Below are 26,951 nucleotides of genomic sequence, written 5' to 3'. Positions count from 1 at the left end.
GCTCGCAGGCGCTCTCGCCGTGCGTCACCGGTAGCGGCACAACCCCCGGAGTGGTGAGCACGCCCACCCGGCAGGACGGGCCGGGTGGACGTGCTCACCCGCCGGGGCGGGTGGCCCCCGGCCCCGCGTTCAGCGGGACCGGGGAGAGGGTGGGTTACTCAGAGTCGGGGTAGACGCGGTGCCCGGCGTCCCGCAGGGCGTTGCGGTGGTCGCGGACCGTGGTGCGGCCGATCCCCAGCAGGCGGGAGAGTTCGGCGTTGGACACCTGCACGCCCGCGTAGCCGATCTCCTCCAGGACCCGCTGGCGGGTGTCGCGTCCGACCGCCACCCGCGCGGCGTGGTGCGGGGCGCGTTCTGCCTGGTCAGCGCCAATGTCGCCACCCTGGTGGCCATTCCCGCCACCCCCGACGGTCGGGGAGGGGCGTCCTCGCAGGTCAGGGGCAATCCCGCCAGGGTGGCGGCCAATTCCGCCACCCCTGCCGCCACCCTCGGAGCGGGCCTCGCGCAGCCCGGCGCCGAACCCCGCCGCCGCCCCACCCACGGGCGGGACACCGAACCCGGACGGGTCATTGGGCACCGGGGAAGCACCGGCGGGCAGCTCCTGGGCGGTGTAGAGCGGCGCCGCCAGGTGGATCCGGTTGCGCAGCTCCGATCGGCGCACCTCGATGTCGGCGGAGGCCTCGTCCACCGTCATCTGCTGCTCGGCCCGGCGTCGGATGTCGGCCAGGACCCGCTGCTGCTCGGCGTGGGCGCGGGCCGCTTCCAGCGCGAGCTCCTTCTCGGTCTTGGCGGTGACGTAGGTGGTTTCGCGCTCCAGGGCGGCCAGCTCGGCCTGCTGCTCCTCGGTCAGGTCCGCCGACAGCTCCCGCTCACGCTCGCTCTTGGCGTGGGCGGCTGCGGCGGCCGCGGCTTCCTCGCGCTTGCGCACGGCCAGCACTGCCCGAGTCCGCTGTGCGCGCGTGTGGGTGATGACGTGCCAGGCCGTCTTGGAGATCAGCGGCAGGAGCCCCAGCAGGGACCAGGCCAGGTTCTCGGCGACGACGCCGTGGATGGCCAGGAGCAGGGCGGCACCGATGGCCAGCACCCACCCGGTGACGGTCCTCCACCGGGCTACGTAGCCGTCGCGGGCGGCCTGCTGGTAGTTGGAGGCCAGCACCAGCAGCCAACCGCCCTCCACGACCAGGCCTGCGGACAGGCCCACGAGGTGCACGGCCATGTCCGCCCCGTCACCGGTGAACAGGTCCCACAGCGCCCACACGGTCGTGATCGCGGACGCGACGGTGATCACCCCGGAGATGAGGCGGACCGGGTCGGTCCATCCCGAGGGGATTTTCTCCAGCGGACGCGTCGTGGGAGTGGAGGTCGGCCGGGTGACAGCCTCGGTCGGCGATTCGGGGTCGGTGGTCTTCTTCCACATGAGCTTCATCGGTCAGCCTCCTTCGGGGCACGGCGGGAGTAGCGGGTGGGGCGGGGCAGGTCGTGTTCGGCGAAGATGACGTTGGGGCCGCCGGCGACGGCCAGGAGCAGCACGGGCACCGCGACGGTCAGGACGATCGCGATGGTCACGAGCGCGGCGGTGCTCATCGGGAACCCCCGCAGGACCAGCACACGTAGGAAGCGCGGAAGACGTCCCAGTCCATGGGCTGAGCGCAGCACCGGGGGGCGTGACCGATGGGGATGAGGCGGAGGCTCAGGCGGCCCATGCCGACACCCCCTGCTCCCCGTCGATCTCGGCCACCAGGGCCAGGAGGTGGGTGTGCAGCTCCTCCTCGGGGGTGGGCCGGTCGACCAGGACGGCGTCGACCGGGCGCACGCGGGGGCGGCCGGTGGGGGTGTCGGCCAACGGGGCCAGCCGAATGTCGTCGGCCAGCAGCTCGCGGACCTCGATCGCCTCGGCCGGGTCGTCCCAGCCGTCCTCGGCCAGGGCCTCGTACACGTCCCAGGAGGGGTGCTCGAACGGGTCGGCGCCGGTGACCTGCTCGGCCGCGTCGGCGTCCCAGAACCGCGGGGAGTGCTGCCGGGCAGTGAGCAGGTCCTCGATGTCGGACAGCGCATCGCGGGTAGGCTCGAAGTCGTCGTACATCTGCGTTTCCTCCTGGTCAGGATGGGATGGGTGTGCGAGAGCCCCGCCAGGGCCGTAATCCCGGGCGGGGCTCGCTGCTGTGTGGGGGGCTGTGAGCTACTTCTTCTTGGAGTCGACCTTGGTGCCCTTGACGACCTGGCCGTTGACGACCGTGGCGCCCGTGCCCTGCGCGCAGTTGGTCATCGTGTTCTTGCCGCCGCGGTTGATGATTCCGGTGTTGACCTGCTCGTTCTTGTGCTCAGCCACGGTTGTTCTCCTTCTTGGTGGTGGTGCGGTCCCGGCTGGGGCCGGGTGGACCGGTCGGTCCCCGCGCCCCGCCCGCAGGACGGGCGGGCGGGACACAGGCACCGACCGGGTCTAGAACGGCACCCCGGTCAGCCGCTCCAGCATCTGGCTGCGGCGGTCCTGCAACCGCTCGATCTGCGCCTCCAGGAGCTCGACCGGCTCCTCGGCCTCGGGCAGGGACACGGTCAGCACGCCCAGGAGCGGGCCGCTCTGGTAGCTGGAGCCGCGGGTGCCCGGGACGCTGGCGTGCAGGGAGCCCTGGGCCGCGTCGGGGTGCGCGTCCACCTGCACGGTGGTGGTGGGCGCGAGGTAGCGCTCGGCGTAGATGCTGATCGCGGCCTCGAAGTCGAGCGGGCTGTGCGCGGTCACGGTCAGCGGTCCGACTTCGGTGTGCAGGCCGATCCGGTCGAAGGACACGACGCGGGTGAAGGCGTTGCTCATGGGTGTTCCTCTCGTGTGGCTTGTGCTGGTCAGACGGCGTTCTTGTGGGTGTCGCGGCCCTCGCGGGTGTAGTCGCACACGTCGCAGACCCGCAGGGTGTTGGAGACGTAGGTGGCGCACGCTCTGCACCGCCAGGTGGCGGAGACCAGGGCCTCGCGCTCGGCGGTCAGCGTCGCGATCTGCGCGTCCAGCAGCGCCACGGGGTCCACACCGCCGACCAGCAGGGTCCGGCCCTGGAGCGGGGCGACCGTGTAGCCGCTGGCGGCGAGGGCCCCGGCGACCGGGGGAACCGGGGTGTTGTCCGGGCTGAGCGTGACCAGGAGCCCGGCGGGGACCTCGGTGATCGACCCCGGGGCCGATCCAACCGAGCGGATGATCTGGGCGACGGTGTTCTCCATGCTGTCCACGGGTGTGTCCTCTCGCGTGGGTGGGTGTGCTGGTCAGGCGGCGGTGGCGTAGGTGGCGAGCTGTGCGCGCACCCTGGGCCGGTGCTGGGCCTGGCGGACCAGGAGGGCCTTGGCGCCCTTGAGGGCGGCCCGGGCGGTGGTCCACTTCGCAGTGATGCGGTCGACCACGTGCTTGGGGGCGCCGGTGGTGCGGGCCACGTCGGGCCAAATGCGGGTGTGGAGCAGCTCGCGCCACTCGGCCGTACCGGAGGCGGTCTCGCCCTGGTCCTGGTTGGTGTCCTCGGGCTCGGGGGTAGCGGTGGCCTGGTGCTCCTCCTTGCTCTCCACGACCGCGGGGAGGAGGGGCTCGATGTCGTAGACCCCGGCGTCGGCCGCCTTCTCCCGCAGGAACTCGACGTCCTCCTCGCGGGTCTTCTCCCACAGGGCGCGCTGGAGGCGCACGTGCTCGGCTCGCCAGACCCGGTCGGGCTGGGCCATCAGGTCCGTGGCCTTGCGGCCGCCAGCGGCCTCGATCGCGGCGGCGATGTCCCAGTCGCGGGCGGTGGTGCCGCCTTCACGGGCCACACGAAACACGTCTTCGCGGGTGACGCCGAGCTTGTGGATGACCTCTGCGATGATGGACATGCCGGGCCTTTCTTGGTTCGGTGTGCGCCCCGACGCGGCGGTTTCTCAGGCCGAGCCGCGTCGGGGTTTTCGTATGTCCGGCGGTTTCTCAGGCCGAGCCGGACGCCAGACCAACTGCAATGGCCGTTACGATTGGACTGTCAACGGCCATTGCGGTTGCCCGCAGGAACGACTCTAGAGGAGGGAACCCCTACCGTCAATGCCTATTTACATATAGCGTGTCAATGGGCATTGCGCTTGAGGATTCGGCCACCACAGACACACACCGAGGAGACACATGAGCAGCGACGAAGCCCAAACACCCCTGGACTTCGAGTGGATCGAGGAGATCACCGACGCCGAACAGCGCACGAAGACCGCGCACGAAGAACTGACGCGCGTCCAGGAAGCCGCAGATGACCTCTCGCGTGTCCGCCGCGAGGGAGCGGAAGAGCTGCGTCGCCGGGGAATGAAGCCAGCCGACATCGGCCGGCTGCTCGGGATGTCCCGCCAGCGGGCCAGCAAGATCCTCAAAGACGGACCGCCACCAGAACGGGCCTTCCTCGGACGCGGGCCGCTGATCATCGCCGTGGGCGAGAAGAAGGAAGCCGACAAGGAGCACGGCCCTCCCGGCCCCGCGGTGGCTGCGGAGGATCTAGCGGCCTACGACATGCTGAGCCGTCTGGCCCGTGACATGGGTCTGGACAGCAGTTTCGAGACGGTGCGCCCTCCGGGGCTCATCGACACCAACCGGGACAACCTCGCCGTAATCTGCGGTCCGCGGTTGTCGCCGATCGTGGGCCAGCTTTTGGAGAGCGATCGCAACATCGGGTTCGAGCGCGACGAGCACGGCTGGTACTTGCAGGACAAGCAACAAGGGGCCATGTTCCGCTCGCCCATGGACAGCGGCACCGACGCCGACTTCGCCTACCTCGGCAGGCTGCCGCGCCTGGATGGCCAGGGGATGTTCCTCTACATCGCCGGGATCCACGCCGTGGGGGCGCCGGGAGCCGTGCACTGGCTGAGCAACCATCTGGGGGAGATCTACGAACAGGTCGGACGCACCAGGAGGTTCTCAACGATCATCCGGTGCGGCTTCGAGCCCCAGAGCATGCAGATCGTGGATTCCGAGCGGGCGACCCCGGTGTACCTGGAATCGGGGAGGGCGGCCTGACATGTGGCACATCACCAGCGCTTCCCAGCCCGGTGGGAGCAAACCGAACGAGGACTGGACAGGCGCCCGCGGCGACCTCGTCGTCGTACTGGACGGCCTGTCCGCCCCGGAAGGAGTCGGAGGATGCCAACACGGCACCCCTTGGTACGTCGAGCACCTGGGGGAGCGTCTACTCACCCAGGCCCGTTCGGAGCTCCCGCTGCGCGAGGTCTTGAAGAAAGCCATCGCCCAGGTAGCCGCTCTCCATCAGGGCACCTGCGACCTCGCCGATCCGGGCACCCCGTCATCGACTGTGGCGCTGGTGCGCACCGGCGAGGAGTTGGTGGAGGCGCTGGTGCTGGCTGACTCACCGGTAGTCATGGACCTGCCGTCCGGTATCGAGGTGTTCACCGACCATCGGGTGAACGAGGTCGTCCATCAGGAGCGTGAGGCGACCCTGGCGGCGCCCACGGGGTCGGTGGAACAGCAGGAGCGGCTCGCAGAGATGGTCCGCGTCCAGCGCATGGTTCGCAACACCGAAGGCGGCTACTGGGTCGCCCAAGCCGACGGAGAAGCCTCCGAACACGCATTGGCCACCTCGTGGCCTGCGAGCAGCGTGCGGCGTTTCGCCGTGATGTCCGATGGAGCTTCGTGCCTGGTGGAGCAGTACCAGGACATGTCCTGGCGGGGCCTGCTGGACCTAGTGGAGCGTTCGGGGGCCAGCGCTGTCCTCGATCGGGTTCGCGAGATCGAGGCCGGCGACCCCGAAGGAAAGCGATGGCCGCGGTACAAGCGGGGCGACGACGCGACCATCGCCTACGGCACCCCCCGCTCATCCGACTAGAACCATGGCCGTTTTCGGCCACACCGAAGCTTCTCGCAACCGCCTACGGAAGCGAGACCACGTGCCGGGGAGCCCGGAGCCGCAGGGCTTTTAAGTACGTGAGAGACCGAGCGGAAGCTTCGTTCGCTCAGCCTCTCCTCCCTCTCGGCTGTGATTCGGGAGGACAGTGTCACCCACAGAGACCAAGATGGTCGCTGTGGTACGCGGTACCCATGAAAACGACGAAGGCCCGGGCGGCAACCCGGGCCTTGTCACAAGATCAGATGAGCTGGCCGACCGTGACCGGCGCCAAGGGCTCACCCCAACACCTCTCATATTACCCGCTTAGGGAGATGAGACACGAACCCTTGGCCCACGCGGTCGACCTAGAAAGGTCGACCCCCGTGTCGAGATACACCGTCCAACAGCCCGTCGACGACGACGGGCGCCCCATCATCGGCCCTGATGGCCGCCCCCTGTTCCTGCCGCACTTCCAACTTCCGTCCTTTGTGGTGTTCGACCACAAGGTCAACGTCCGCGCTCTGGGCGCCTACGCCTTCCTCCAGGCCTTCGTCGATCAGAGCGAGGGCGAGCTGTCGTCCAGCATCACCGCGGCCGACGTGGCCGCCCGCTTCAGCGTCTCGGAGGAGACGGTGATGCGACAGACCGACCGACCGAAGAATCCGCTGGGGCTTGTGCCCCGCCTGGCCCAGACTCACGCCCTGGTCGTGGGCCCGAACTCGATCAAGACCCGCGACTGCGTGGACTGCGGCACGCCGATGGCCACCCCGTGCCCGAGCGCCTGCACCTCCCGCAAGGGACGGCGGCGGATCAAGCCGCGGTTCGAGCTGGCGACCCACCCCCCGGAAGGGTTCTGCCACCCGGGGCCGCTGACCCGCTGGGAGTACTACAAGCCCAAGCTGATCGCCAAGCGCTTGCGTGAGAACGGACAGGGCCGCGAAATCGTCCCGTTCACGCAGGTGCTGGCCTGGCCCGCTCTGGACCAGACCATCGGCCTCATCGAGCTGGGCACGTACGTGTTCATCGCCGCACATACCAGCCTCGCCGACGGTGCCATGGCCACCGGGGAGGACCTGTTCCGCCACGCCATCGCCCGCCGGTTCGGCTGGACCGAGGGGCACGTCAGCGAGGTCACCGCGAAGCTGGAGCGGCGCCGACTGATCTCCAAGGCAGGCCTCATCGAGGGGCACGGCCACCGGCACGGGTACACCGGTGAACCAGCCTCCTACGTGGTGCGGGTGATGCCCCCGGCCGGCCTGATGCACCCGGGCCCGATCCGGGTGTCGGAGTACCGCGCCCCCGAGCGGATCACCGACCGCCAGGAGGCCGTGCGATCGGTGCGCTCGGTCAGCCTCCAATTCCCACGGGTGCCCTCTGACCTGCTGATTGTGGATAACTCGGATCTTCCACAGAAGAGCACCCGTGCAAATGAGGGGCTGTGGACGGGCGAATCCGGGGCTGTGGACGGGGAAATCGGAGACCTAAGGACACACCCTCCTACACACCCCACGACACACCCTTCTCCGTCCGCGCAGGAGCCGCAGTGCGGCTCCCCGGTCCCGCAGGGCGGGGCCCTGGCGGACGGAGACGAGGATTCCCGAGCAGGGTCAGGACACGGCCTGGGGACGCCTGTGGCGTCCCCAGCCGCGCCCGACCCGCTGATGGCGTTGGTCGAGCGGCACGTACCACGCTCGATGTGCAAGCACGGACAACAGGACCAGGAGGCCCTGGCTGCGCGACTGCGGACCCTGGAGCGCTACGGATTTACGTCCGAGGAGATCAAGGTGGTCTTCCACCGGGTGAACCCGGAGAGCGTACTCAACCCCTACGCCGTGGTCGCCGACCGAATCAAGTCGATATCCAGGCTCCGTGAGCACCTAGAGACCGTTGCCCGGCTGCGGGCAAAGGCTGCTGAGGCCTCCCAGCCTGGGCTGAGCAAGCCTCAGCGGTGTCCTGTGCACCGCACCGAGTACGTGCCCGAGTTGTCGACCCCGGCGAAGCCGTTTTGCCTGCTGTGTGACCAGGAGGAGCGTCGGGAGGCAGAGGAGGCACTCGGGAAGCCGACCACAGACGGAGAGACTCCTGGGCCGAAGGAAGAGCGGAAAGCTGTGCCGCCCCCGAGTGGGCTGAGCCTGGTCCTGGAGGAGGAGGCTCCGGACCCGCAGATGCCTGATCTGTGCGGTCGGTGCCATGCCTGGACCCGCAGTGTCATCCAGATCCGGTTCGAAGGTGACCAACAGGTGGAAGACATGCTGCCTTGTCCTCGGTGTCACCCGAGTATGGTGAAAAACCAAACCAGTGCCTTTACATTGTAAAGCTAGAGCGAGGAGACGTATCCACGTCGGGTTCCCGACCGGCGTAGGAATCTCGGGTGCGCAAGCCTTAGGTACCACCTATCAGTGGCCACCGAGTTATCAGCGGCATGGCCACGATCCGCGGCCATCAGATCGCGACAGAGTCGCGAGCGGGGGGGTGTACCTGGAGAGAGAGTGCACTCAGGCCATCGGGGCATGAGGCCTCCTCCGATCGGAGGACGACCATGATCGATGTACGAGCAGGCCTGACCCTGCTGGCCGGGGGCGCAGGCGCGGGCGGCGCCATCGGAGTGCTGGAGCTGCTCCTGTAGCCAGTGGCACGGATGTCAGCGGCCCCGCCGACAACAACTGACCCGGCCGGGGTTCCGGCGCGTGCAGCGGACTGCTGAACACGTCCTGTCCGCGCCGGGTTCCCGGTCGGCGCGGGGGGTCCCGGGGGCGCGAGCCCCCGGGTACCACCAGTCGGTGGCCGTCTCGGTTATGGCCTTTCGGTGACGAGGGAACCGGCCCGCAGGGGCGATGATCCGCACCATCCACCTCCTTTGTAAGAGGCGCACACGCGAAAAATGCCGTTGACCTGCATGAACGCTTCGCAGAGTGTGGGCTGTAGCGCACATTCCGCATCCAAGATGTGCGCTACAGCCCTACATTCCGCACACGGCTCGCGCGTCCACCTTGCGACGAGGTATCGACCGGGCCGTCCTGTCCGGGTCGGCCGCCTCAAGGTGCGCCACAGCGCACACAACGGGGGTCAATAGGGGGACTTTTTGCTGATGCGGCGCTGTGCGCAGCCCAGACAGGCCGCTCGGCTGGCCGGAGTCGGACACCAAGGTGCGTTCCAGCGCACATAACAGGGGCCAATAGATAGACTTTCCGAACGCTGGTGCTCCACCGGTATCACCAGGACCACCCACAACGAGATTGAGGACCACGTGGCCGAGCCAGCCAGGCAGCCGGGTGAGGAGTCACCCGCACCGCGCCCACCACGTCGCGGGGCCTCGGAGCCCCTGCCTGCCTCACCTGCCGATCCAGGGCGCAACTTCACTACTCTGAGCCTGGATCCTGGTGCCGAGCTTCAGGTCACCCGCGCTCGACGCTCCCGGTACAGCTTCGAGGGCGGCAAGTTCTACCAGATGTCCCTGCCCATGTCCGACTACCTGGGCAGACTTCGCCTCACGGGCGCCGAGTACGCCCTGTTGCTGGTGCTCAACGGCAAGCAGAACCGCGGTGGTCTGATCGAGATGACGCAGGGGCAGCTCGCCGCAAGGGCCCGGCTCGGCCGCACGGATGCCTCGCGGATCCTGAAGAAGTTCCGTAGCTGGGGCCTGGTCATCAAGGTCGGTAACGGGGCCTACCGGATCAACCCGCGCGTGGCCTTCTACGGCACCAGCGAGGAGCAGGAGGCCGTTCTCAGCGAACTGGATGAGGACCTGCCCGCCCTGAACCTTCCCAAGATCCCTGGCGACGGCTGACATACAATGCGTTATCGGAAGGGTGGGGACAGATGAGCGAGAACGCACCAGAGACACCTGAGAGCGTTTCCGAGAGGGTCGGCGCCTACGGCTTTTTCATGTCGAGCGAGTTGATGCGCGTGCTGCCGAACCTGCACCTGACAGCCACTCAGCGTGACGTCCTGGACCTGATTCTCGGTGAGATGCAGGACGGTGGCGTGGTCCCGCTCTCCCGGACTCAGATCGCCGACAAGCTCAACATCAACGTCAAGACCGTCAGTACCACCACCAGGATCCTGACTGACATCGGTCTGCTGTGGCGCACTAGTCGACGCGCCATCCAGGTCAACCCCACGGCCGCGTACAAGTCGGCCACCGGAGACCCCGAAGAATGGCTGCGCGCGGTGCAGCGTTTCCAGGGCAAGGCCCCGGAGATCACCCTCCCCGACTATGAGCGCAGGCCCCCACGGCGCGTGGACGACAAAGGCCGCCACCTCAAGGCTGTCTAAGAGTTTGGCGCCGACCTTGCCCGGACGAGCACTTCACGAGCGGCCGCGAAGGCCTCACGCCCTAGATGTGCTGCCCCGGCACGTTGGAATGACCGTCACGGTCACCAAGGGGGCACTCTTCTCCCTGAGTCCCAGGCCGTTCAGCCACGCATGGAGTCGGTGTGTCAGTGCCGGGGAGCCCGCACTTTAGCAGGCGCCGCGCCAGGCGCGCCCACGCTACAAGGTCCGGCCGCCCCAACGCTCGGACCGAGGCCTGCGTTCATGTCGGTTTGAGCGCCACCCGGCCGAAGGTAGCTTCCACGCCACCAAACCTTGAGTTTTAGTACCAACTTCCGGAGGGGTCCCGCAGCACCATCTGCGGGCCCCTCCGGCATGAACCATGCTCAGTTCGCCACGCGGCGGGCCCCGTAGTACAGGGCGCCGCCGCCCATGTAGTAGCCGCCGCGGTCGGCCTGCATGTCGATGATCTCGATGTCACGGTCGGAGTTGGGGGCGTGGACCATCTTGCGGCCGCCTAGGTACATGCCCACGTGGGAAGGAGCACCCCCAGGGGCGCCTTCGGAGAAGAAGTAGAGAAGGTCGCCGGGGAGGAGCTGGGCCAGGTCCTGTTCACTCAGCGCGCTGCCACGGCCATTGGCCGGCTCGATCCTCTGCAAGTCGGTTTGGTTGAACTGTGTCCAGGTGGTGCGGGTCAAGGTCACCCCGGCCTTGTCGTATGCCTGTTGCACGAGCGAGGAGCAGTCGCAGTTGTTGCGCTGATCGGCTGGGGTGGGTGCCCGGCGGGCGCCCTGCAAGGTCTGCTGAGGATTGAGGCAGGACCCGCCCCAGACATAGGGGGATCCCACGTGCTGGGTGGCCCAGGCGATCGCCGTGGCGGCCGCCCCCGTGGCGCCGGCACCGAATGACCCTGCGGCCGAGGCCACGGGGAGGGCGTCGTAGGCGGCGATGTTGGCCATCACCTCGTCCACGTAGGCCTGGCTCTGGTTGTAAGCCATCAGACGCGTTTCGAGGGTGGCCGGGTCGCTGAGGTCGGTATGGCCAGTACCACAAATATAGGAGGCAGCGGTGAAAGTCGCGTCGAAGGCATTCTGGGGATCGAATGCACCGTCGCCGTTACCGTCGATCTTGTAGGCCTCCCACGTTCCAGGGATGAACTGCATCGGTCCCACCGCCCGGTCCCACGCGGTGTCACGGTCATAAAAGCCCTGGTCAGTGTCAGGAATGGAGGCGAATCCGTCACCGTTGAGTGGCGGACCGATGATCGGCGGACTGGCGATGCCGGCGGGGCCGATACTGCTGCCATTCAGCGTGCCGTGTAGCGATTCCATCTGGCCGATTCCGGCCAAGATGCTCCAGCGCATGCCGGTGCAGTCGGGTGCCAGCTCCGGTGTGGCGGCCGCCGCCTGCCCGTAGGCGCGCAGCAGAGTGTCCGAAATGCCGTCTACCTGCTCCGGGATGCCCAACGTGTTGGCTGATGCGCCTGCACACGCCGTGGTTGCCAGTACCAGAAGGGTTGCAGTCGCCACAAGGGGAAAGTGCTTCGGGGGTGTTTTCACCTGCGCTTTTGTGCTCTCTGCTGGTTAAGTGGTTTGGGTTTCCGTCGGTGACCGATGGTATAAACAGGCCTGCCTGTCCGAAACAGGTGACGGGGCGGATCAGGCGGGTTGACCGCCGGTGTCCGGAAAGGGGCCATCGTCCATTGGATATTTCGGAGAATGATGGTAAGAAGAGCGGCCACTCGCCGTGGCACTCGGGAGCCGGCCTGCGACACACGGTCGTGATGATCCCGGCCTCCCTGGAGCACCTGGGGGAGGCGACCATGGTCGGTGACCTGTTGGCGGCCGTCGATGCCGGTACGCACCTGCACGTACGCGTACAGCGCGGCTTCGACTCTGCGCACGAGCGGGTGCAGCGGGTGGTGGTCGCTCCCTCGACCATGCGCGGCCTGGACCACGCCTCCGCGTTGATCGGAACTTGGCGGCCAGGCGTGGCACGCCCGGTGCTGGTCGTGGTCCGCGATGCCCCGCTGCCGCCACCACCAACCGTGGTCGACCAGGTCCACGCCCTGAGCGGGCGGGTGGAGCACGTGATGGAGCTGCCCTTCCTGCATCAGATCCGCATGGTCTTGCACCCCCGCCAGGCACTGGAGAGCAAGGGGCGGCAGGTGCGGCGGATGCGCAAGGCCCTGGAACGGCTACGCGGGCTGCTCTACGCCGATACGTTCCTGGCTGCCGGACCTCCGGCCTGGCCTGAGCCGGTGTCCACCCCTGAGTTCGTTCCGCCGCCAGTGACGTCGATGGCGCTTCCCTCTGTCCCGACTGGTGGCACCCCCACCCCGTGAGAAAGACCCCGAACATGCCCTTCGCGAACACGACCGAGAACCAGGGCGAAAAAGAGAGCACCGGTGGCTACCCCGACTGGTCGCAGATCGGGCCCGAAGCGCCTCCCGGCCTGGAGACCTACGCCGCCGACTGGATCGGCTGGGCGTTCTGGATCAGCGCGGTCATCGCCGTCATCGCCCTCATCGGCGCCGGAATCATGATGATGATCGGCCGGTTCACCGGCCGCGGCGCCGTGTCCGCCGACGGTCTGCGCCAAGGCGTGTGGGTGTGCGCCGGCGCTTGTGTCGTGGCCACGGCCACCAGCATCATCACCGGAATCCTGTCCTGATGTCCACGCCCGCACAGGTCGCCGAGCACGCGGCCAGGAACCGTCGCCGTCTGCTGATCGGCGGAGCTGCGGTGGTGGTGGTGATCGCCATGCTCGTGGGCTGGATCATCGGCCGGGGCTCGTCCGGTGATGCCGAGGCCCCGCCGGAGGCCTCTCCGTCGGCGTCCCCCAATCCGTTGGCGGACCCGGATTCGTTCATCCCCGACGGCGGCCAGGAGCTGATCGGTGGCCAGTACCCCGCGGGGTTTCCCCACACCCCTGAGGGGGCGGCTTCGGCGGCGGTGCACGAGATCCGGTCGATGTCGACCAACGACCCCGAAGCCTTGGCTGAGATCGCCACCATCTACTACGGGAACAACGTCACCATCGAGGCTGTGGAGAAGGACCTGCTCTGGAATCGGGCCCGGGAAATCGAGATGACCAAGCCATCCGGGGCTCCCTTCGATGTCGAGCTCTTTCCCGCACCTGGCTCGTACTACTTCATCAACCCCATCGGCGTGGGATGGGAAGAACTTGAAGACGGAATCATCGAGGTCCACGTCCTATCCGAGGACGAGATCGGCGATGGGATGGGGTTGGCATTCACTCGCACCTACATCCACGGCCGACGGATGAAGTGGGATCCTCAGGTGCGCGGCGGTGACTGGGTGGTCGAACAGGTCAAGGACCCTATCTTCGAGGACTTCTACGTCTTCGATGCCGACGAATATGACCTGGATAACCCCATTTGGACGCCGATCGCGTTCCCCGAATGGGACGAAGGCGAATGAGGAGGATGCGCCGGGCGGTGAGCACGGTGGTGCTCGTCTTGGCCGTGCTTGGCCTGACCGCCTCCACTGCTTGGGCTGACCCCTACGACGCGGACTCGGTTGCCAACCTGGAAGCGGCCGACTGGAAGGCTTATGAGGCTGAAGCCGTTGCGTTTGGTCCTCTGCCCAACACCGATTTCACGACCTACTGCAAGCCGGTTTCAGAGGCCACCGAGGATGATCACCACTCCCTGCCTCTGAACGAGCCTGCATCACAGCAGGCGGTCAAGAAGATCAGCGGCCACTACGCCGAGGTGTTCGAGGGCACCGAGCACGAGCAGGACAACGCGGACGACTACGTCATGTACTGCGTTTCCCCCGAAGGCCCTGAGGGTTCGTTCTTCTGTGTGGGCCGTAACCAAGAACTGCCTGACCAAGGCAGTCTCGTGGGCCGGGGCGCGGAATTGCCCATGGAGTGCTGGGACCGGGACAACAACCAGAGCCGCTCCCTGGGTGAGGACGTTTCCGAGTTCCTCGACAACCCCGTCGGTACCGCAGTCGGATCCGGCATCGGCGAGTTCGCCACCAGCCTCAACCAGGGGTTCCGCGAGTTCATCGCGCAGATCCTGTACTGGTGGGTCATGGTGCCCCACACCGATCCCACCCGGTGGGGCGCCGGATCCTTGTGGCCCATCATGACCGGGCTCAGCATGCTGCTGGGGAGCTTGTTCCTCATCGGCCGCGGCGTCAAGCTCATGATCACCGGCAAGCCCGAGATCCTGGTGACCACGATCAAGGGTCTGGCCAAGTACGTGCTCGTGTGCGCCATCGGCATCACCGTGCTGACCAGTGCCCTGCACTTCTCCGAGTGGCTGACCGGCTACTTCCTGGACGTGGGAACGCATTCGGACGGGTGCGCCGCCTACCAGTCCGGGCAGCCCGACGGGCTGGAGATCGACTACGCCCAACTGGAGACCGAAGGGGCCCAGGCCGAAGCCCGGGCTGAACTCGGCCAGGCGTTCGGTAACTGCCTGGCAGGCCAGTTCGCCGCCGGCACCCTGTCCGCCGGGCTCGTCATCGTCCTGTTCGTCCTAGCGCTCATCGTCGGCCTGATCCAGGCCCTGCTCATGTTCGTGCGCGAGGCCGCCCTACCGATCATGGCGCTACTGCTGCCGATCGCGGCCTCCGGGCAGATCGGCGGGTCCGCCACCAAACGGTGGCTGCCCGGCCTGATCGCTCTCATGGCCACGGTCGTGCTGTACAAACCCATGCTGGCCTTCGTCTTCGCGGTGGGCTTCACCCAGATCATCCTGGGAACCGAACTCATGAGCATCATCATGGGCTTCATCACCCTGTCCATCGGGGTCATCGCCCCCGGCGTGATGCTCAAGGCGTTCAAACCGATGATGACCATGGGTGTGGAGGAAGGCGCCTCCCCAGGATCGGTGATCAACAACGCCTTCCTGGGCTCCCAGCTCGCAGGCAGCGCCTCCCAGTGGGCGGAGAAACACTCGGGAGAACAGGCCGCCCGGTCCGCCCGTACCCAGGCCGCCCAGCACGCAGCCCACGCCGGTGGCGGCCTGACGCTGAGCGCCACCAAAAACGCCGCTCAGGGCGCCGCCTCCACCGGCGCGGCGGTCGCCGGCGGCCCCGCGGGCTTGCTCGCCAAGGCCGGCCAGGCCTTCAAGTCCGTCATATCCGGGCTCGGCCGTAACGGGAAAGGCCCCGAGGGGCAGATCGCTGCGCGCAGCCACCCCCACGCCGGCGAACCCCACGGCGCCGGACCTCAGAGCGGGCTGCACCTGCGCCAGCCCGGGCAGGGCCAGCCACCGCCCTCGGGACCCAACGGATTCGGGCCGCACCCGACCGATCCACCGCCCCCCGGGTCGAACGGGTCTGGTCTGCACCCGGCCGACCCCGGCTCCTACGGGGGACCCGGACACGACCCGGCAACGACACCGTCCCTGCGTGAGCCCTACGACCCGGGCCCGGGGCCCGGGAACTTCAGACCACGCCTGGACGACCTCGGCCCCGGCGCCACTGACCACCGACAGGAGGATGACCAGTGAGCGCCCAGCTCTACGGCGGATGGCGGCGGGTGCGGTCCCTGGGCCTCTCCGGCCTGGACGGCCGCCAGACCCTCACCGTCGCCGTCGCCGTGGTCGTCCCGCTGGTGGTCGCCCTGTTCGCCGGGGTCGGCACGGCAGCGTGGCTGCTACCCGCCTCCGCCCTGGTCGCCCTGGCTGGCCTGATCCGGGTGCGCGGGGTGTGGATCGTCGACCTCATCATTGCCTGGCTCGGGTTCACCCGCGCCCGCCTGCGCGGCCAGACCACCTACCGGGGCCAGTGGCTGGCCCCCTACCCCCGCAAGTGGGACCTGCCCGGAGTGCTGGCCCCCACCCGGCTGCTACACCTGTCCGACCCCGGCCGCGGCGGTGCCGGCCTGGTGTGGCACCAGCGCAGCGGGAAGATGACCGCGACCTACCTGCTCTCCCCCACCGGGGCACTGCTCGCCGACTCCGGCACCGTCGCCTACCAGGTCGGCGCCTGGGGGCAGACCCTGGCCTCGCTGGCCGATGAGACCGCTGTCTCCCACGCCGCCGTCACCATCGACCTGACCCCTGCCCGAGGCAGTCACCTGCCCGGGCACGTCGCCGATCGCGTCGACCCCACCTCCCCGCCCCTGGCACAGCAGATCATGGACGAGGTCGTGGCAGCCGCCCCCGACACCACCACCCGTATCCGGGCCCGGCTGAGCCTGACCGTGGACACCGCCCGCACCGGCGCCCGCGACGTCACCGGCGCCGTCGCCGAGACCCTGCGTGCTCTGGGCGGGCTCTCCCTGTCCGCCGCCGGGGTGGACGTGCTGCGCCGCGCCAGCGCCGACGACATCGCCGCGATCATGCGCAACGCCTACGACCCCGACAGCGAGACCGTCACCGACCCCGCCCGCTGGGGCGAACTGGACTGGCCCGACGTGGGACCGATGGCCGCCCAGGAGGAATGGGGCCACTACGTCCACGACGGCGCCTATTCCATGACCTGGTGCCTGGTCGAAGCCCCCCGCCAGCTCGTCTCCCACGACGTACTGCTGCCCCTGTTGCTGCCCGGCCCCTACCCGCGCCGACTGACCATCCTGTACCGCACCCTGTCCCGGGAAGAGGCCGGAACCGTCCTCAAACGCGAGCGCGACGCAGCCACCGCCCGGCGCATCTACGACCACAAGACCGGCCGCGATCCCAGCGCTCGGGATGAGGCCGACGCCGCCGACGCCGAACGCGCCGCAGTCGAGGAGGCCCGCGGCGCAGGCCTGACCGAGTTCAGCCTGTTCATCACCACCACCGTGTCGACCCTGGAGGAGTTGGTCGAGGCACGCCGCCACATCGAGCAGGCCGCCTCCCAAGCCAGGCTGCGCATCCGCCCCTGCTGGGGCGGCCAGGCGGCAGCTTTCGCAACCGGGCTCGGAGTCGCCGGCCTCTACCCCCCGGATCTGTGATGCGCTACCACGCCCCCGCCTCCAAGCCCACTCGCGCGGCCGCCGCACCGCGCCTGAACGCCGACGTCATCGCCCCCAAACGAGGCTGGCCCCAGCCAGCCGCTGGGCGGGCCGGACACGTGGAGGCCGGACACCGGTACCTGTCCACCACCCTCCAGCTCGGCGGCCTCTACCCCTGGCTACAGGCGAGCGGCCTGCCCGCCGAGGGCGTCCCCCTGGGGCCGAACCTGTTCACCCGGTCGATGGTGGCCATCGACCCCGCCGGGTGGGTAGGCCGGTTGACCACCAACCCCGGCATCTGGATCCAGGGCCAACCCGGCGTGGGAAAGAGCGCGATCGCCAAACGGCTGTGCATGGGGTACGCCGCCTACGGCTACCAGCTCCTGGTACCCGGCGACGTCAAGGGCGAGTACACCTCCCTGGTGGAACACCTGGGCGGGCAGGTCGTGCGGGTCGGGCGCGGCCTGGACCGCATCAACCCCCTGGACAGCGGCCCCCTGGGCCGAGGGCTACACACCCTGCCCGACGCCGACCGGGAGCGGCTGCGCGCCGAGATCAACGGCCGCCGCTCGGAGTTCCTCCACGGCCTACTCGCGGGCTCCTACGGGCTGGGCCGACGCTCCACCGCTCCGGAGGCCTCTGCCCTGTCCGAGGCGCTGCGCACCGCCACCGCCCGCGCCACCACCGACCCCACCATCCCTGACCTGGTGCGGGTTCTGCGCAATCCGCCCCAGGAGATCTACGACCGGCTCCTGGTCACCGACCACGCCCAGTATGTGGAGTTGGCGCGCGAGGTGATCACCGCGCTGACCAACCTCTGCGACGGCCCCTTGAGCGGTCTGTTCGACGGGCCGACTACTACCCCGTTGGACCTGGACGCCCCGGCGGTGTCGGTGGACCTGCGGTCCCTGCTGACCGCCGGAGACCAGGTGGTGGCCGCCGGACTGCTGGCCACCTGGTCCTACTCCTACGCGGCCGTTGACACCGCACGCGCGTTCGGGGCCGCTCCCCGGCCGCTCATCCTGCCCCTGGACGAGATGTGGCGGGCGCTGCGCGCCGGGCCCGGCATGGTCGGTGCCTTGGACTCCATGACCAGGTTGAACAGGTCCAAGGGCGAGATCAGCCTGATGATCACCCACAGCTTGCGGGACCTGGAGGCGCTGCCCACCGAGGAGGACCGGGCCAAGGCGGCCGGTTTGATGGAGCGGTGCGACACCCTGCTGCTCGCCGCGATGCCCATGTCGGAGCTGGACCGGGTCTCGGTCCAACGACCTCTGACCGCCGAGGAACGCCACCTCGTCGCGTCCTGGGCCTCCCCCTCCTCCACCGGCGCCGACAGCGCGCACACCGTCCACCCCGGCCGGGGCCGCTACCTGGTGCGCATCGGTTCTGGCGAACGCATCGGCGAGGCCGTCCACCTCCAGCTCACCCCCACCGAATTGCAGTTGTACGACACCGACGCGGCCATGCGCCGCAAGGTCCAGGAGGAGCGGAGGAAAGACCGTGGCGCGTAAAGACCGCCGCCGCCAGGTAGGCACATTTACTGGTGACCCGCTGCCCTTCGTGGTCCTGGGCGGGTTCGTGCTGGTCTTCATCCTGTCGGGTGCCGCGTGGCTGGGCGGCACCCTGGGCGCGTGGGCGTCCGGCGCAGGCTGGCACCCGCCCTCCTACGGGCCCGGGATGATCTTCACCGCCTTGCACGGGCAGTTGTGGCCCGGCGTGGCCACGCCCTGGATCGCGGGCGGCATCGCCGTCGTCGGCGGCGTGGTGGTCGCGGCCGTGACCGTTGTCGCGTTCCTGCTCATGGGGCAGTTCCGGGCGTCCGTGCCGGGCCTGGCCACCCTGCGCGACGTACGCGACTTCACCTACAGCCCTCGCCTCAAGCAGGCCCTGCGGCTGCGCCCGGACCTGAAGGACAAGCCTCGCAAGGAGGTCGCCGGCGCCGACGTCGGCCTCATCCTGGGCTTCCTCGAAGGCACCAAGGCCCTGCTGCGCGCCAGCTTCGAAGACGTCATTCTCATCCTGTCAGGCCCGCGCTCAGGCAAGACCTCCAGGATCGTGGCCAAGCAGGTCCTGGAGGCCATTGGATTCGTCCTGGTCACCAGCATCCGGGCCGACGCCTACGCCATCACCGCCCGCGCCCGCGGCCGCTGCGGCAAGGTCTTCCTCTTCGACCCCCAGGGCATCGCCCACCGCCCCCAGGAGACCTGGTGGGACATGCTCGGCTGGGCCGGACGCAAGCTCGACAACGCCCGTCGCGTGGCCAAGAACCTGTCCAAAACGGTCGAGGACCCAGACAAGCGCGGCGGCGACGCCTACTTCACCGCCGCCGGCCAAGCCACCCTCACCAACCTGCTCTACGCCGCCGGGCTCGGCGGCCGCCCCCTGCAGGACCTGCTCGCCTGGTCCACCGACCACCTGGACTCCGCCCCCGTCGACATCTTGCGCGAGCACGGCCTGGGCGCGCTGGCCGACAGCCTGCGCGAGACCACCGAGCTGCCCGATGAGACCCGACGCGGCATCTACGGGCACGTCCAGCAGGCCCTCATGCCCTTGTACGACCCGCAGATCGCCCGCTGGGTCACCCGCCGAGATGACGCCAAGGAGTTCGTGCCCGAGGACCACGTCGACCGCACCGACTCGCTCTACCTGCTGTCGAAGAAGGGCGGGGGCGGGGCGGCCGGAATCATCGCCTCGCTCACCGACGCCTGCATCGACGCCGCCGTCACCGAGGCCGAGGCCACCCGCGGCGGACGCATCCAGCCGCCGCCGCGGCTGATCCTGGACGAGGCCGCCAACGTGTGCAAGATCGAGGACCTTCCCGACCTGTACTCGACCCTGGGCGGCATGGGCATCCAGGTCACCACCATCCTGCAGTCCTACGACCAGGGCGTGGACGCCTGGGGCAAGTCCGGGATGAAGAAGCTGTGGGGTGCGGCCACCGTCAAGCTGATCGGCGCCGGCCTGGACGACTACTCCTTCGTCGACCAGGTCTCCCAGCTCGTCGGGATGCGCGCCATCGTGGAGGAGTCGCTGTCCACGTCCCGCCAGGGCGCCTCCACCACCCGCTCCCGGCGCCGCGAGCGCATCATCGACGCCGCCGAGGTGCGCGAGCTGGAGCGGTCCACCGCTTTGATGTTCGCCACCTCCACCCGTCCGGCCATGATCCGCATGCCCGCCTGGTTCGAAGGCCCCGACGCCGACCAGTTGGCCAAGGACAAGGAGTTCATGGACTTGGAGACCGAGCGCCTGGCCGCTGAGAAGAAGACGACGAGGAGGCGTCCCGCGTGAGCGACACCAACCCCACGTCCACCAGCCAGGAGAAGGAGCCCGCCCAGCCTGGGCCACGGGCGGATCTGCAGCATGTGGACTCGCCCTACTTCCCCCACCATCTCCTGGGCGCCGAGCAGGCCGAGGTCGACAAGCTCGTGACGTGGGTTGAGGAGTACCTGGTGCCGACCTTCGTCTACGCGGTCCGCCAGGACCAGCCCTGGTGCCCGCAGTGGATCGAGCACGACGACGCTGTCACCTTCCTGCATGCCGCGTTCCGCGCCTTCCAGGACCAGATCAACACCGAGGGCAGAAGCGGGCTGACCGGGCCCTCCACGTGGCTGCACCACCACCTGCTGCCCACGCTCAAGTACCTGCGCGACCCCCAGGGGCCCTTCAAACGGTGCGCTCGCAGCACCTCCAAGGTCGAACACCAGCTCCCCGAGCAGGCGCCGGCGGCCGCCGAGTAAGGAGGCCACGTGGACCAGCCCGAACTGGACTTCGACAACCCGCCCGCACCGGCCCCGGAACAAGCCGCCCCGCGCCGACGCCGAGGGCGCCGCTCTGGGCCGCGTCCGATCGCGGTCCCCGAGCCGCCGCCGGTGAACCCCAGCCTCTCCTTCGAGGACCAGGAACACCTGCGCGCCGGAGCGGGAACCTTCGAGGCCCCCTACATCTTCCGGTCCCCGGACGAGTACTGGATGGTGGTCGCTTCCGACCCGCGCACCGGCCGCCACGCCGCCGCACGCTTCAACGCCGACCTCGGCGACGACACCGCCCACGGCCACCGTCAGCGCGTCCAAGAACTCAAGGACATGATGGGCCTGACCGGCTACACCGCCCGGGAGCGGGCCGTGGCCCTGGCCAAGGCCTGGAAGAGGATCCACCGTGAGGTCAACGGGCCCGCACGCCCGGCCCGCCGCGCACCGCGGCGGCAGTGGCCCTACGAGCCCAAAGAGAACGGCGTCGGCGCCACGGTCACCTTCGAGGTCGACGGTGAGCAGCTCACCGGGCAGGTCTGGGCCACCTCGCCCCGGGCCCGCTCCCGCTACGTCGCCACCGACGACCAGCGCCTGTTCCACGTCCACATCGACACCCTGACCGGGCATCGGGTCAACCCCCACACCGACCTGAACACCGCCTACAGCGAGAACGCCCCCACCGCCGTCCCCGCGCCGGCCCCGCAGGAACCCGCGGCGGCCGCCGAACCACCGGCGATGGAGAAGCCGGATCCGCTGGCCGATGAGATCCGCCCCGGCTCCAACTTCGAAGCCGTCATGCGAGCCGAGGACCTGCTGCGCCAAGGCGAGTTCCAGTTGGCCCGCGCCTACGCCCGCCGCGAGGCCAACGATCCGATCCTGGGCCCGGACCTGGACAAGGTCCAGCGCCTGCACCGCCGCCTGGACCCGGTGGAGTCCCTGCAGGCCCTGGTCGACCGGGAAGCGGGTGAGGTCTACACCCTGGCCCGGCGCGCAGGAGCCCGCACCGACGAACAGGTCCGCGCCCGCCGCCGCCAAGCCCACGAGGAGCACGTGAGCTGGCTGCTGGACGTGCTGCCGCCCGGGAGCCTCCACCAGGCCCGGGCCCGACGACTGGAGGCCGAGCTGCGCGCCGAGGACCACACCCACATCAACGACCAGATCCGCACCCTGGCACAAACAGAAGAAGCCGAGCGGGGGCCGATCCGCACCGAGCTGCTCGATGACCTCTACGCCTTGAGCCGCACCGCCCCCGCCGAGGACGTCGCCGCACTGCTGGCCCGCGCCAACCTCAACGACCCCACGGAGGCCGGGGTGCGCGAGTCCCTGCGCGCCCAGCTCACCCTGCCCGCGGCCGATGCCCCCGCCTTCGCCGACGTCATGGTCATCGACCACGACACCCGCACCTGGCACCTGTCCCCCACCACCCCCGGCAGTGTCCGCAGCGTCCTGGCCGAGCACGGCTTCTCGGGGACCTACAGCCGCACCGACCCCTGGCTCACCCTCACCGAAGACCTGGGCATGGAGGCCCTGCGGGAGCGCATGGGCAGCCTCTACACCACCCTGGACCAGCTCCCCGAGGCCCCGCCCCGGGCCAGCGCCACCCTGTGGCGGGCGCGCGTCAGCGCCACCCTGGACGAGCACGAGAGCGTGCGCCGCGCCCGCATGGACGAAGCCCAAGCGCGCGCCCAAGAACGCATCGGCCAGCTCATGGGCGAGGGGGAGATGCGCCAGGCCTTCGCGGTGGTGCACGAACACATCGCCGAGCTGCGCGCCAACGCCTTCCTGCCCGGGGTCCTCGAACGCTCCCCGCAGTTCGAGGACCTATACCTGGAGGTGTTCACCGAGGCCGACCGCCGCCGGGAGCTGCTCGACGTCGAACTGGCGACCCTGCCCGACGACGAGACGACCCTGGAGCGCATGGCCGCCGAGTACCGGCGCCAGTGCCCCCACCTGGACGAGCAGACCATCGCGGAAACGGTCGGACTGGCCCCGCCCGACATCATCAGCCTGACCGGAATCCTGCACGCCGACCAGGAAGCGCCGGCGATCGAGGCCGCGGCCGCGCCGCCGCGCACGCTGACCCGCGAGGCCCTGCGGGAGATGGACCGCCTCTCCGCCCCATCGCCCCCGAGTCCGGCCCCCACACCCGAGACGCCCTCCGTTCCCTCCCGGCAAGGAGACACTCCCGTGGCCAACGACGAGCCCTCCCTGTTCCCCGACCTGGACACCCCCACCCCTGAACCGGCGCAGAGCCCAACCCCCGCCCCGGCGGCCGCCGACGACGCCGCCCAGCAGGACACCACGCCCGAACCCGAGGCCCCGCAGGCCGACACCGCCGATGAACCTGCCCCGGCGCAGGAGAGCCCCGCACCCGAGGAGCCCGAGCCCGCGACCGAAGACGCTCCCTCCCCTGAGGAGGAGGCTCTGGCCGAACAGGAGCGCCTGGCCGCATGGGAGAGCATCGCCGACGCCGAGGACGTGGAGGAGGCTCCCGCGGCCGCCGCACCTGTACCTCCCCAGGAGGAGCCCGCCCCGGCGCCGAACCCGAACCCGGAACCGGATTCCGCAGCTCAAGAGGCATCGGAAGCGGCCGACGAATCGACCCCTGAGCCCGACCTGGACATCGAACGCGAGCGGCTGGCCGCCAACCTGGGTACCGGACCTGGCCGCCGCGCCACCATCGGGCTGACCGACGACGACACCGGCTCCGAACCCGACGGCCCCGCGCAGGCCGCCGCTGGCCGCCGCGCCACCATCTTCGTCCCCGGCGACGCCGACACCGGGCCCGCCCCCGACCCGGTGCGGGTCCAGGAGGTCGAGCGGGAAGAGCCTCCGGCCATGGAGCGCATCGACGGCCGCCAGCTCCGCGCCGCCCACTCCGCATGGGGCGACCTGTACCGCCGCCGCGGCTGGAAAGCCGCAACCGACCGGGTCGATCCCGACGTGTACGCCAAGATGCGACGCGACTTCGAGAAGGTGCTCAAGCGCGGTACCGACGTCCAGCTCGTGATGCCCACCAACGACCCCGAGCGGGTGGTGGAGTTCGCCGCCATGGCCCGCGAGCACGGCTACGAGATCACCCTGGCCGCCCGCATCACCCCCGACGCCCAGCGCAAGCTCAGCCAGCTCGAGGCCCTGGACCAGCACCTGCACGCGCGCACCATCCACCAGGCGGTCCACCCCGACCACCATCAGCGCGAAGCCCAGAACCTGGAGAAGATCCTGACTCAGGCCCACGAACAGAAGCTGGTCAACCGGATCGCCCTCTACCCCCGCGAGGGCTCCCAGCCCGCCTGGGGCACCCACCTCATCCACGACCCCGCCGCCGAGAACCCCGAGCGGGGCCGGGTATGGAGCAGCAGCGAACCCGTGCTGGCCGGGATGCGCCGCCTCCAGGGCGCCGAACTCTCCGACGGGGAGAAGTCACGGCTGCGCGAGAGCGTGGAACAACTCACCCGGCGGCTGCCTGGCACAGACCAGGTCGCCGGCGACTACGCCCACGCCCGCACGCACCTGGCCGACGGGCTCAACGACCTGCGCAGCGAACTGAAGATGCCGCCGGCCGACGAGGACCGGGCCCGCCGCGTCACTGTCCAGACCAACGAGCGGGAAGATCTTCGGCGGGAGCCCACGGCCGAGAACGGCAAGAGTGCCCCAACCCGGAACCGTGTCCGGGGAGCCCGGACCGGGGCGGACGGTGAGGGTGCCCCAGCTCCAAGTCGTGTCCGGGGACCCCGCACCGGGGTGAGCGGCGCGGCCATCGACGGGCCCGTCCCCGAGGGCTCGCCCCACCCTGAGGGGCACACCCAGGCCCCGCCCGCACACACCGAACAGCAGCGCAGGACCATGACGCGCACCCCGTAGCCAATCCCGCACAGCGCGGAGGGCGCCGCCCCCACCAGGGGGCAGCACCCTCCGCGCTGATACATCACGTCACTGCGAGGTCTGCTCCGGGAACCACCGGTCGAACAGTTCCCCCAGGGCCTGGTGGCGCTCCTCGTCGGTCACCGGCCGATCGACACCGACCAGTTGCTGAACCCACGCCTCTCCAGCCGCACGCGCGACCTCGGAATTGGCCTGCTGCAGATCCTCCATTTCACTTCCCTCCCCTGCGCCTCACCCCGTCAGGAGCGAGCGCAGCGCCTGGACGGCGCGCGCATGGTGCTGGCGTACCGTGCCCACCTTGCGCCCGGTCCGCTCGGCGATCTCCTCATAGGTCAGGTCCTCCTGGTTGTGCAGAACGAACGCCTCGCGGTGCGAAGCGGGCAGCCGCTCCAGCGCGTTCTCCAGGTCAGCCCGAATCTCCGCGTTCAGGATCCCCCGGGCAGGGGAGCCGTCTCCCGACACGACCACGGGGATTCCCGAGTCCTCGTCGGTGACGCACTCCTTCTTCTTCTGCTGATCCTTCAGTCGAAGGTAGCTGTTGCGCGCCGACCTGATCAGATAGGCCTCGTAGTTCTCGATCCCGCGATCCTTCTTGAGGATATTCGCGAAGACCTCCTGCAGCACGTCCTCCGCCTCATGGTGGGGCGCGCCGAGAGAGACCAGGTATGCGTACACGCTCTGCCCGTGCTCGGTGAAGGCCTCGCGGACCTTCGCCCGGTGGTCGGACCCGTTGTGCGCGTGAGTCACGTTGTGCTCCCATTGGGACTTGAAATGCCCGGAACCGCCACCCGGAGGCGACACGTTCCCGACGGTTCAGAACCGTCGGCTCCCCACCTCTGTATGGAGAGCAGATCATTTCACAACCCAACCTTTAGCGATTTCAGGTCATGAGGCACCTGAAACCGCGCCGGGTTGACAGCGGGTTGTCCCATTTCCCCCGCTTAGAATTGTTGCCATACATCCACCTCAATTCCTTCTTGTCTTCCTGCTCGCGAAGCGAGTTCCATTTCCTATCTGCGCAAGGCTGAAAGAGAAGACCCTCTGCCTTGGTGCCGCGCGGCGGTGTAGTCCCGCGCGGAACACCTAGAAGACCCTGGAGGCCCCATCGGCGTTACAGCCGGAACATATGACGCAGCTCATATGTTCCTGGTGTCGCAGTCGACGCCTCCGCCTCTTCTTCCTCGTGCAACGACGAGGACAGGAGGTCCAGTGCAGGCCGATACCTTCCAGGTGGGCGCGGCGATCATCGCCGGGCCCGCGCTGCTCTTGGCGCGCACTTTCATCACGGCGCTCGCGCCGATCTGGCTCGAAACGGTCCGGCTCCGCTACCGGCAGCGGCTCGCGCAGTCCCTGCCCGCGGGCAGCACCATCGACGAGCGCCCCGCCGGCGGCGGCTCGCTCCACATCGAGATCGTCCGCCCCTGGGCCGGGCTGGGCGAGAGGTGAACCCGCAGGTGTGAGGCGATGACGACGGGTCGCGGTGATCGTCGGCCGCGGCGTCGGCGCAGGCCGCGACGAGTGCCTCCGGCGGGGAATTGGGGCTCGCGGATGGGAGGGGAAGGCAGTCGAGTGCACCTCTGCTGTGGCGGGCCCGCCACATCCCCTCACCCGGCATCCGGTCACAACCCAGCACACCGTGCGGCGGCCCGCCAACCCCTCCCGCACACCGGGAGCTGCGGCCTCCACGGTCCGCCGCTCGTGCCTCGCGGCGACCCGCTCCCCCCGGTCACCCGGCGCGCTCCCGGGGTCGAGCCGGACTTCGTCCGGTGACAGACCACCCCACGGCGCGCTCGCCCTACGGGCGGATGCCGGGTGAGGGGATGGAGCGAACCCGGGGTAGAAGAAACCCCCTGGAAATCAGGTAACAGATCAAGGGATTCCTCCGCTCTGGAAATCCTCGACCCGCCGACCCGGAGCGGCTCCGGCCGGGAGTCGGCAGTGTTCTCAGCCGCGAAGGACTACGCGGCGATCCTCCGCGGCCGCCAGACCGACGAGGCCCTACTCAACCGTCGGGCCACCCAGAGCGAGCCGATGCCGCTGTTCGGCATCGCCACCGCCCTGGGCCTGCACCACGAGACCGTACAGGCGGCGCGCAACGCCAGCCTCGATCGCCTCGCCCAAGGCGCCGACCCCAAATGCGAAATCCCCGACCCCGTGACCGGCGAGCACCACGGCTACGGAGCCCTCTACGACCCGAAGGCCTTCGCGCACTTCTGGCGCAGCCGCCCCGGGCAAAGGCGCAAGACCGGCCGGACGAAGAAGACCCCGAAAGAGCAGGCGTGATCCACAAGTCACAGACGGGACTATT

The 26,951-nt window shown here is 69.1% G+C and carries 26 protein-coding genes; 16 read left to right on the top strand and 10 right to left on the bottom strand.

The features are described 5' to 3' along the window. Positions 1–154 precede the first annotated feature (154 nt). The 7 genes from NOSIN_RS00350 to NOSIN_RS00325 all read right to left on the bottom strand — a co-directional run bounded on the left by NOSIN_RS00350 (position 155) and on the right by NOSIN_RS00325 (position 3,840). Positions 155–1,426: a helix-turn-helix domain-containing protein gene (locus tag NOSIN_RS00350; protein ID WP_077688821.1), complete on the bottom strand. Its 1,272-nt coding sequence runs from the start codon at positions 1,424–1,426 to the stop codon at positions 155–157. Next, a complete protein-coding gene (locus NOSIN_RS27065) occupies positions 1,423–1,584 on the bottom strand; it encodes a hypothetical protein (protein WP_170293729.1) in 162 nt (53 codons plus the stop codon). The genes NOSIN_RS00350 and NOSIN_RS27065 overlap by 4 nt, the downstream gene beginning before the upstream one ends. A gap of 106 nt (positions 1,585–1,690) precedes the next feature. Then, positions 1,691–2,083, bottom strand: a complete 393-nt coding sequence (locus NOSIN_RS00340) for a hypothetical protein (protein WP_077688819.1) — start codon at positions 2,081–2,083, stop codon at positions 1,691–1,693. Between the two features lie 96 nt (positions 2,084–2,179). Then, positions 2,180–2,329 (bottom strand): hypothetical protein, encoded by a 150-nt coding sequence (locus NOSIN_RS27060; protein ID WP_170293730.1) that lies wholly within the window; start codon positions 2,327–2,329, stop codon positions 2,180–2,182. Positions 2,330–2,440: 111 nt separating this feature from the next. Then, positions 2,441–2,809, bottom strand: a complete 369-nt coding sequence (locus NOSIN_RS00335) for a hypothetical protein (RefSeq protein WP_077688818.1) — start codon at positions 2,807–2,809, stop codon at positions 2,441–2,443. Between the two features lie 29 nt (positions 2,810–2,838). Beyond that, positions 2,839–3,216, bottom strand: a complete 378-nt coding sequence (locus tag NOSIN_RS00330; RefSeq protein WP_077688817.1) for a hypothetical protein — start codon at positions 3,214–3,216, stop codon at positions 2,839–2,841. A 33-nt stretch (positions 3,217–3,249) separates the two neighbouring features. Further along, positions 3,250–3,840, bottom strand: a complete 591-nt coding sequence (locus tag NOSIN_RS00325; protein ID WP_143832819.1) for a hypothetical protein — start codon at positions 3,838–3,840, stop codon at positions 3,250–3,252. Positions 3,841–4,117: 277 nt separating this feature from the next. Between NOSIN_RS00325 and NOSIN_RS00320 the strand changes: the two genes are divergently transcribed. The 5 genes from NOSIN_RS00320 (at position 4,118) to NOSIN_RS00300 (ending at position 10,091) form a co-directional block, all read left to right on the top strand. Next, the gene (locus NOSIN_RS00320; protein WP_143832818.1) at positions 4,118–4,993 is read left to right on the top strand and encodes a sigma-70 RNA polymerase sigma factor region 4 domain-containing protein; all 876 of its coding nucleotides are present in this window, start codon (positions 4,118–4,120) and stop codon (positions 4,991–4,993) included. Position 4,994: 1 nt separating this feature from the next. After that, positions 4,995–5,816 (top strand): protein phosphatase 2C domain-containing protein, encoded by an 822-nt coding sequence (locus tag NOSIN_RS00315; protein ID WP_077688816.1) that lies wholly within the window; start codon positions 4,995–4,997, stop codon positions 5,814–5,816. Between the two features lie 383 nt (positions 5,817–6,199). After that, entirely contained in the window at positions 6,200–8,131 is a 1,932-nt protein-coding gene (locus NOSIN_RS00310) for a hypothetical protein (protein WP_143832817.1), read from the top strand. A gap of 1,133 nt (positions 8,132–9,264) precedes the next feature. Beyond that, positions 9,265–9,603 carry a MarR family transcriptional regulator gene (locus tag NOSIN_RS00305; RefSeq protein WP_077688814.1) on the top strand — a complete coding sequence of 113 codons (339 nt, stop codon included), beginning with the start codon at positions 9,265–9,267 and terminating at the stop codon, positions 9,601–9,603. A gap of 32 nt (positions 9,604–9,635) precedes the next feature. Beyond that, entirely contained in the window at positions 9,636–10,091 is a 456-nt protein-coding gene (locus NOSIN_RS00300; RefSeq protein ID WP_077688813.1) for a replication/maintenance protein RepL, read from the top strand. Positions 10,092–10,474: 383 nt separating this feature from the next. Here the strand turns inward: NOSIN_RS00300 and NOSIN_RS00295 are convergent, their stop codons facing one another. After that, positions 10,475–11,617 carry a C40 family peptidase gene (locus NOSIN_RS00295; RefSeq protein WP_143832816.1) on the bottom strand — a complete coding sequence of 381 codons (1,143 nt, stop codon included), beginning with the start codon at positions 11,615–11,617 and terminating at the stop codon, positions 10,475–10,477. A 254-nt stretch (positions 11,618–11,871) separates the two neighbouring features. Between NOSIN_RS00295 and NOSIN_RS00290 the strand changes: the two genes are divergently transcribed. From NOSIN_RS00290 to NOSIN_RS00250, 9 genes are read left to right on the top strand one after another with little or no spacing between them, the layout of a single operon-like run. After that, positions 11,872–12,432 carry a hypothetical protein gene (locus tag NOSIN_RS00290; protein WP_077688811.1) on the top strand — a complete coding sequence of 187 codons (561 nt, stop codon included), beginning with the start codon at positions 11,872–11,874 and terminating at the stop codon, positions 12,430–12,432. A gap of 14 nt (positions 12,433–12,446) precedes the next feature. Further along, positions 12,447–12,761, top strand: coding sequence for a TrbC/VirB2 family protein (locus tag NOSIN_RS00285; RefSeq protein WP_077688810.1), 315 nt, complete (start codon positions 12,447–12,449; stop codon positions 12,759–12,761). Then, complete coding sequence (locus NOSIN_RS00280; protein WP_077688809.1) at positions 12,761–13,531, top strand: hypothetical protein; 771 nt, start codon at positions 12,761–12,763, stop codon at positions 13,529–13,531. Before NOSIN_RS00285 ends, NOSIN_RS00280 begins: the two co-directional genes overlap by 1 nt. Continuing rightward, the gene (locus tag NOSIN_RS00275; RefSeq protein ID WP_143832815.1) at positions 13,513–15,579 is read left to right on the top strand and encodes a phage holin family protein; all 2,067 of its coding nucleotides are present in this window, start codon (positions 13,513–13,515) and stop codon (positions 15,577–15,579) included. The genes NOSIN_RS00280 and NOSIN_RS00275 overlap by 19 nt, the downstream gene beginning before the upstream one ends. Beyond that, on the top strand, positions 15,576–17,006 hold the full coding sequence (locus NOSIN_RS00270; protein ID WP_077688807.1) for an SCO6880 family protein: 1,431 nt from the start codon (positions 15,576–15,578) through the stop codon (positions 17,004–17,006). The genes NOSIN_RS00275 and NOSIN_RS00270 overlap by 4 nt, the downstream gene beginning before the upstream one ends. Further along, complete coding sequence (locus NOSIN_RS00265) at positions 17,006–18,520, top strand: ATP-binding protein (RefSeq protein ID WP_077688806.1); 1,515 nt, start codon at positions 17,006–17,008, stop codon at positions 18,518–18,520. Before NOSIN_RS00270 ends, NOSIN_RS00265 begins: the two co-directional genes overlap by 1 nt. Then, positions 18,510–20,297 (top strand): type IV secretory system conjugative DNA transfer family protein, encoded by a 1,788-nt coding sequence (locus tag NOSIN_RS00260; protein WP_143832814.1) that lies wholly within the window; start codon positions 18,510–18,512, stop codon positions 20,295–20,297. Before NOSIN_RS00265 ends, NOSIN_RS00260 begins: the two co-directional genes overlap by 11 nt. Next, the gene (locus NOSIN_RS00255) at positions 20,294–20,746 is read left to right on the top strand and encodes a DUF4913 domain-containing protein (RefSeq protein WP_077688804.1); all 453 of its coding nucleotides are present in this window, start codon (positions 20,294–20,296) and stop codon (positions 20,744–20,746) included. Before NOSIN_RS00260 ends, NOSIN_RS00255 begins: the two co-directional genes overlap by 4 nt. A 9-nt stretch (positions 20,747–20,755) precedes the next feature. Further along, the gene (locus tag NOSIN_RS00250) at positions 20,756–24,622 is read left to right on the top strand and encodes a DEAD/DEAH box helicase family protein (RefSeq protein ID WP_077688803.1); all 3,867 of its coding nucleotides are present in this window, start codon (positions 20,756–20,758) and stop codon (positions 24,620–24,622) included. A gap of 69 nt (positions 24,623–24,691) precedes the next feature. On the opposite strand, the gene NOSIN_RS27055 is transcribed toward NOSIN_RS00250, so the two are convergent. After that, entirely contained in the window at positions 24,692–24,853 is a 162-nt protein-coding gene (locus NOSIN_RS27055) for a hypothetical protein (RefSeq protein ID WP_170293731.1), read from the bottom strand. 21 nt (positions 24,854–24,874) lie between these two features. Continuing rightward, entirely contained in the window at positions 24,875–25,390 is a 516-nt protein-coding gene (locus tag NOSIN_RS00245) for an RNA polymerase sigma factor (RefSeq protein WP_170293732.1), read from the bottom strand. 462 nt (positions 25,391–25,852) lie between these two features. Here NOSIN_RS00245 and NOSIN_RS00240 point away from each other — a divergent pair, with 462 nt between their 5' ends. Both NOSIN_RS00240 and NOSIN_RS00235 read left to right on the top strand, forming a co-directional pair. Beyond that, the gene (locus tag NOSIN_RS00240; protein WP_077688801.1) at positions 25,853–26,089 is read left to right on the top strand and encodes a hypothetical protein; all 237 of its coding nucleotides are present in this window, start codon (positions 25,853–25,855) and stop codon (positions 26,087–26,089) included. Between the two features lie 492 nt (positions 26,090–26,581). Beyond that, positions 26,582–26,926, top strand: a complete 345-nt coding sequence (locus tag NOSIN_RS00235; RefSeq protein ID WP_077688800.1) for a hypothetical protein — start codon at positions 26,582–26,584, stop codon at positions 26,924–26,926. Positions 26,927–26,951 lie beyond the last annotated feature (25 nt).

The organism is Nocardiopsis sinuspersici (genome assembly GCF_001998325.1).
In the GTDB taxonomy this organism is placed as follows: Bacteria; Actinomycetota; Actinomycetes; order Streptosporangiales; family Streptosporangiaceae; genus Nocardiopsis; species Nocardiopsis sinuspersici.
Note: the sequence above shows the minus strand (reverse complement) of the source record. Positions and strands in the feature narration are given on the sequence as shown.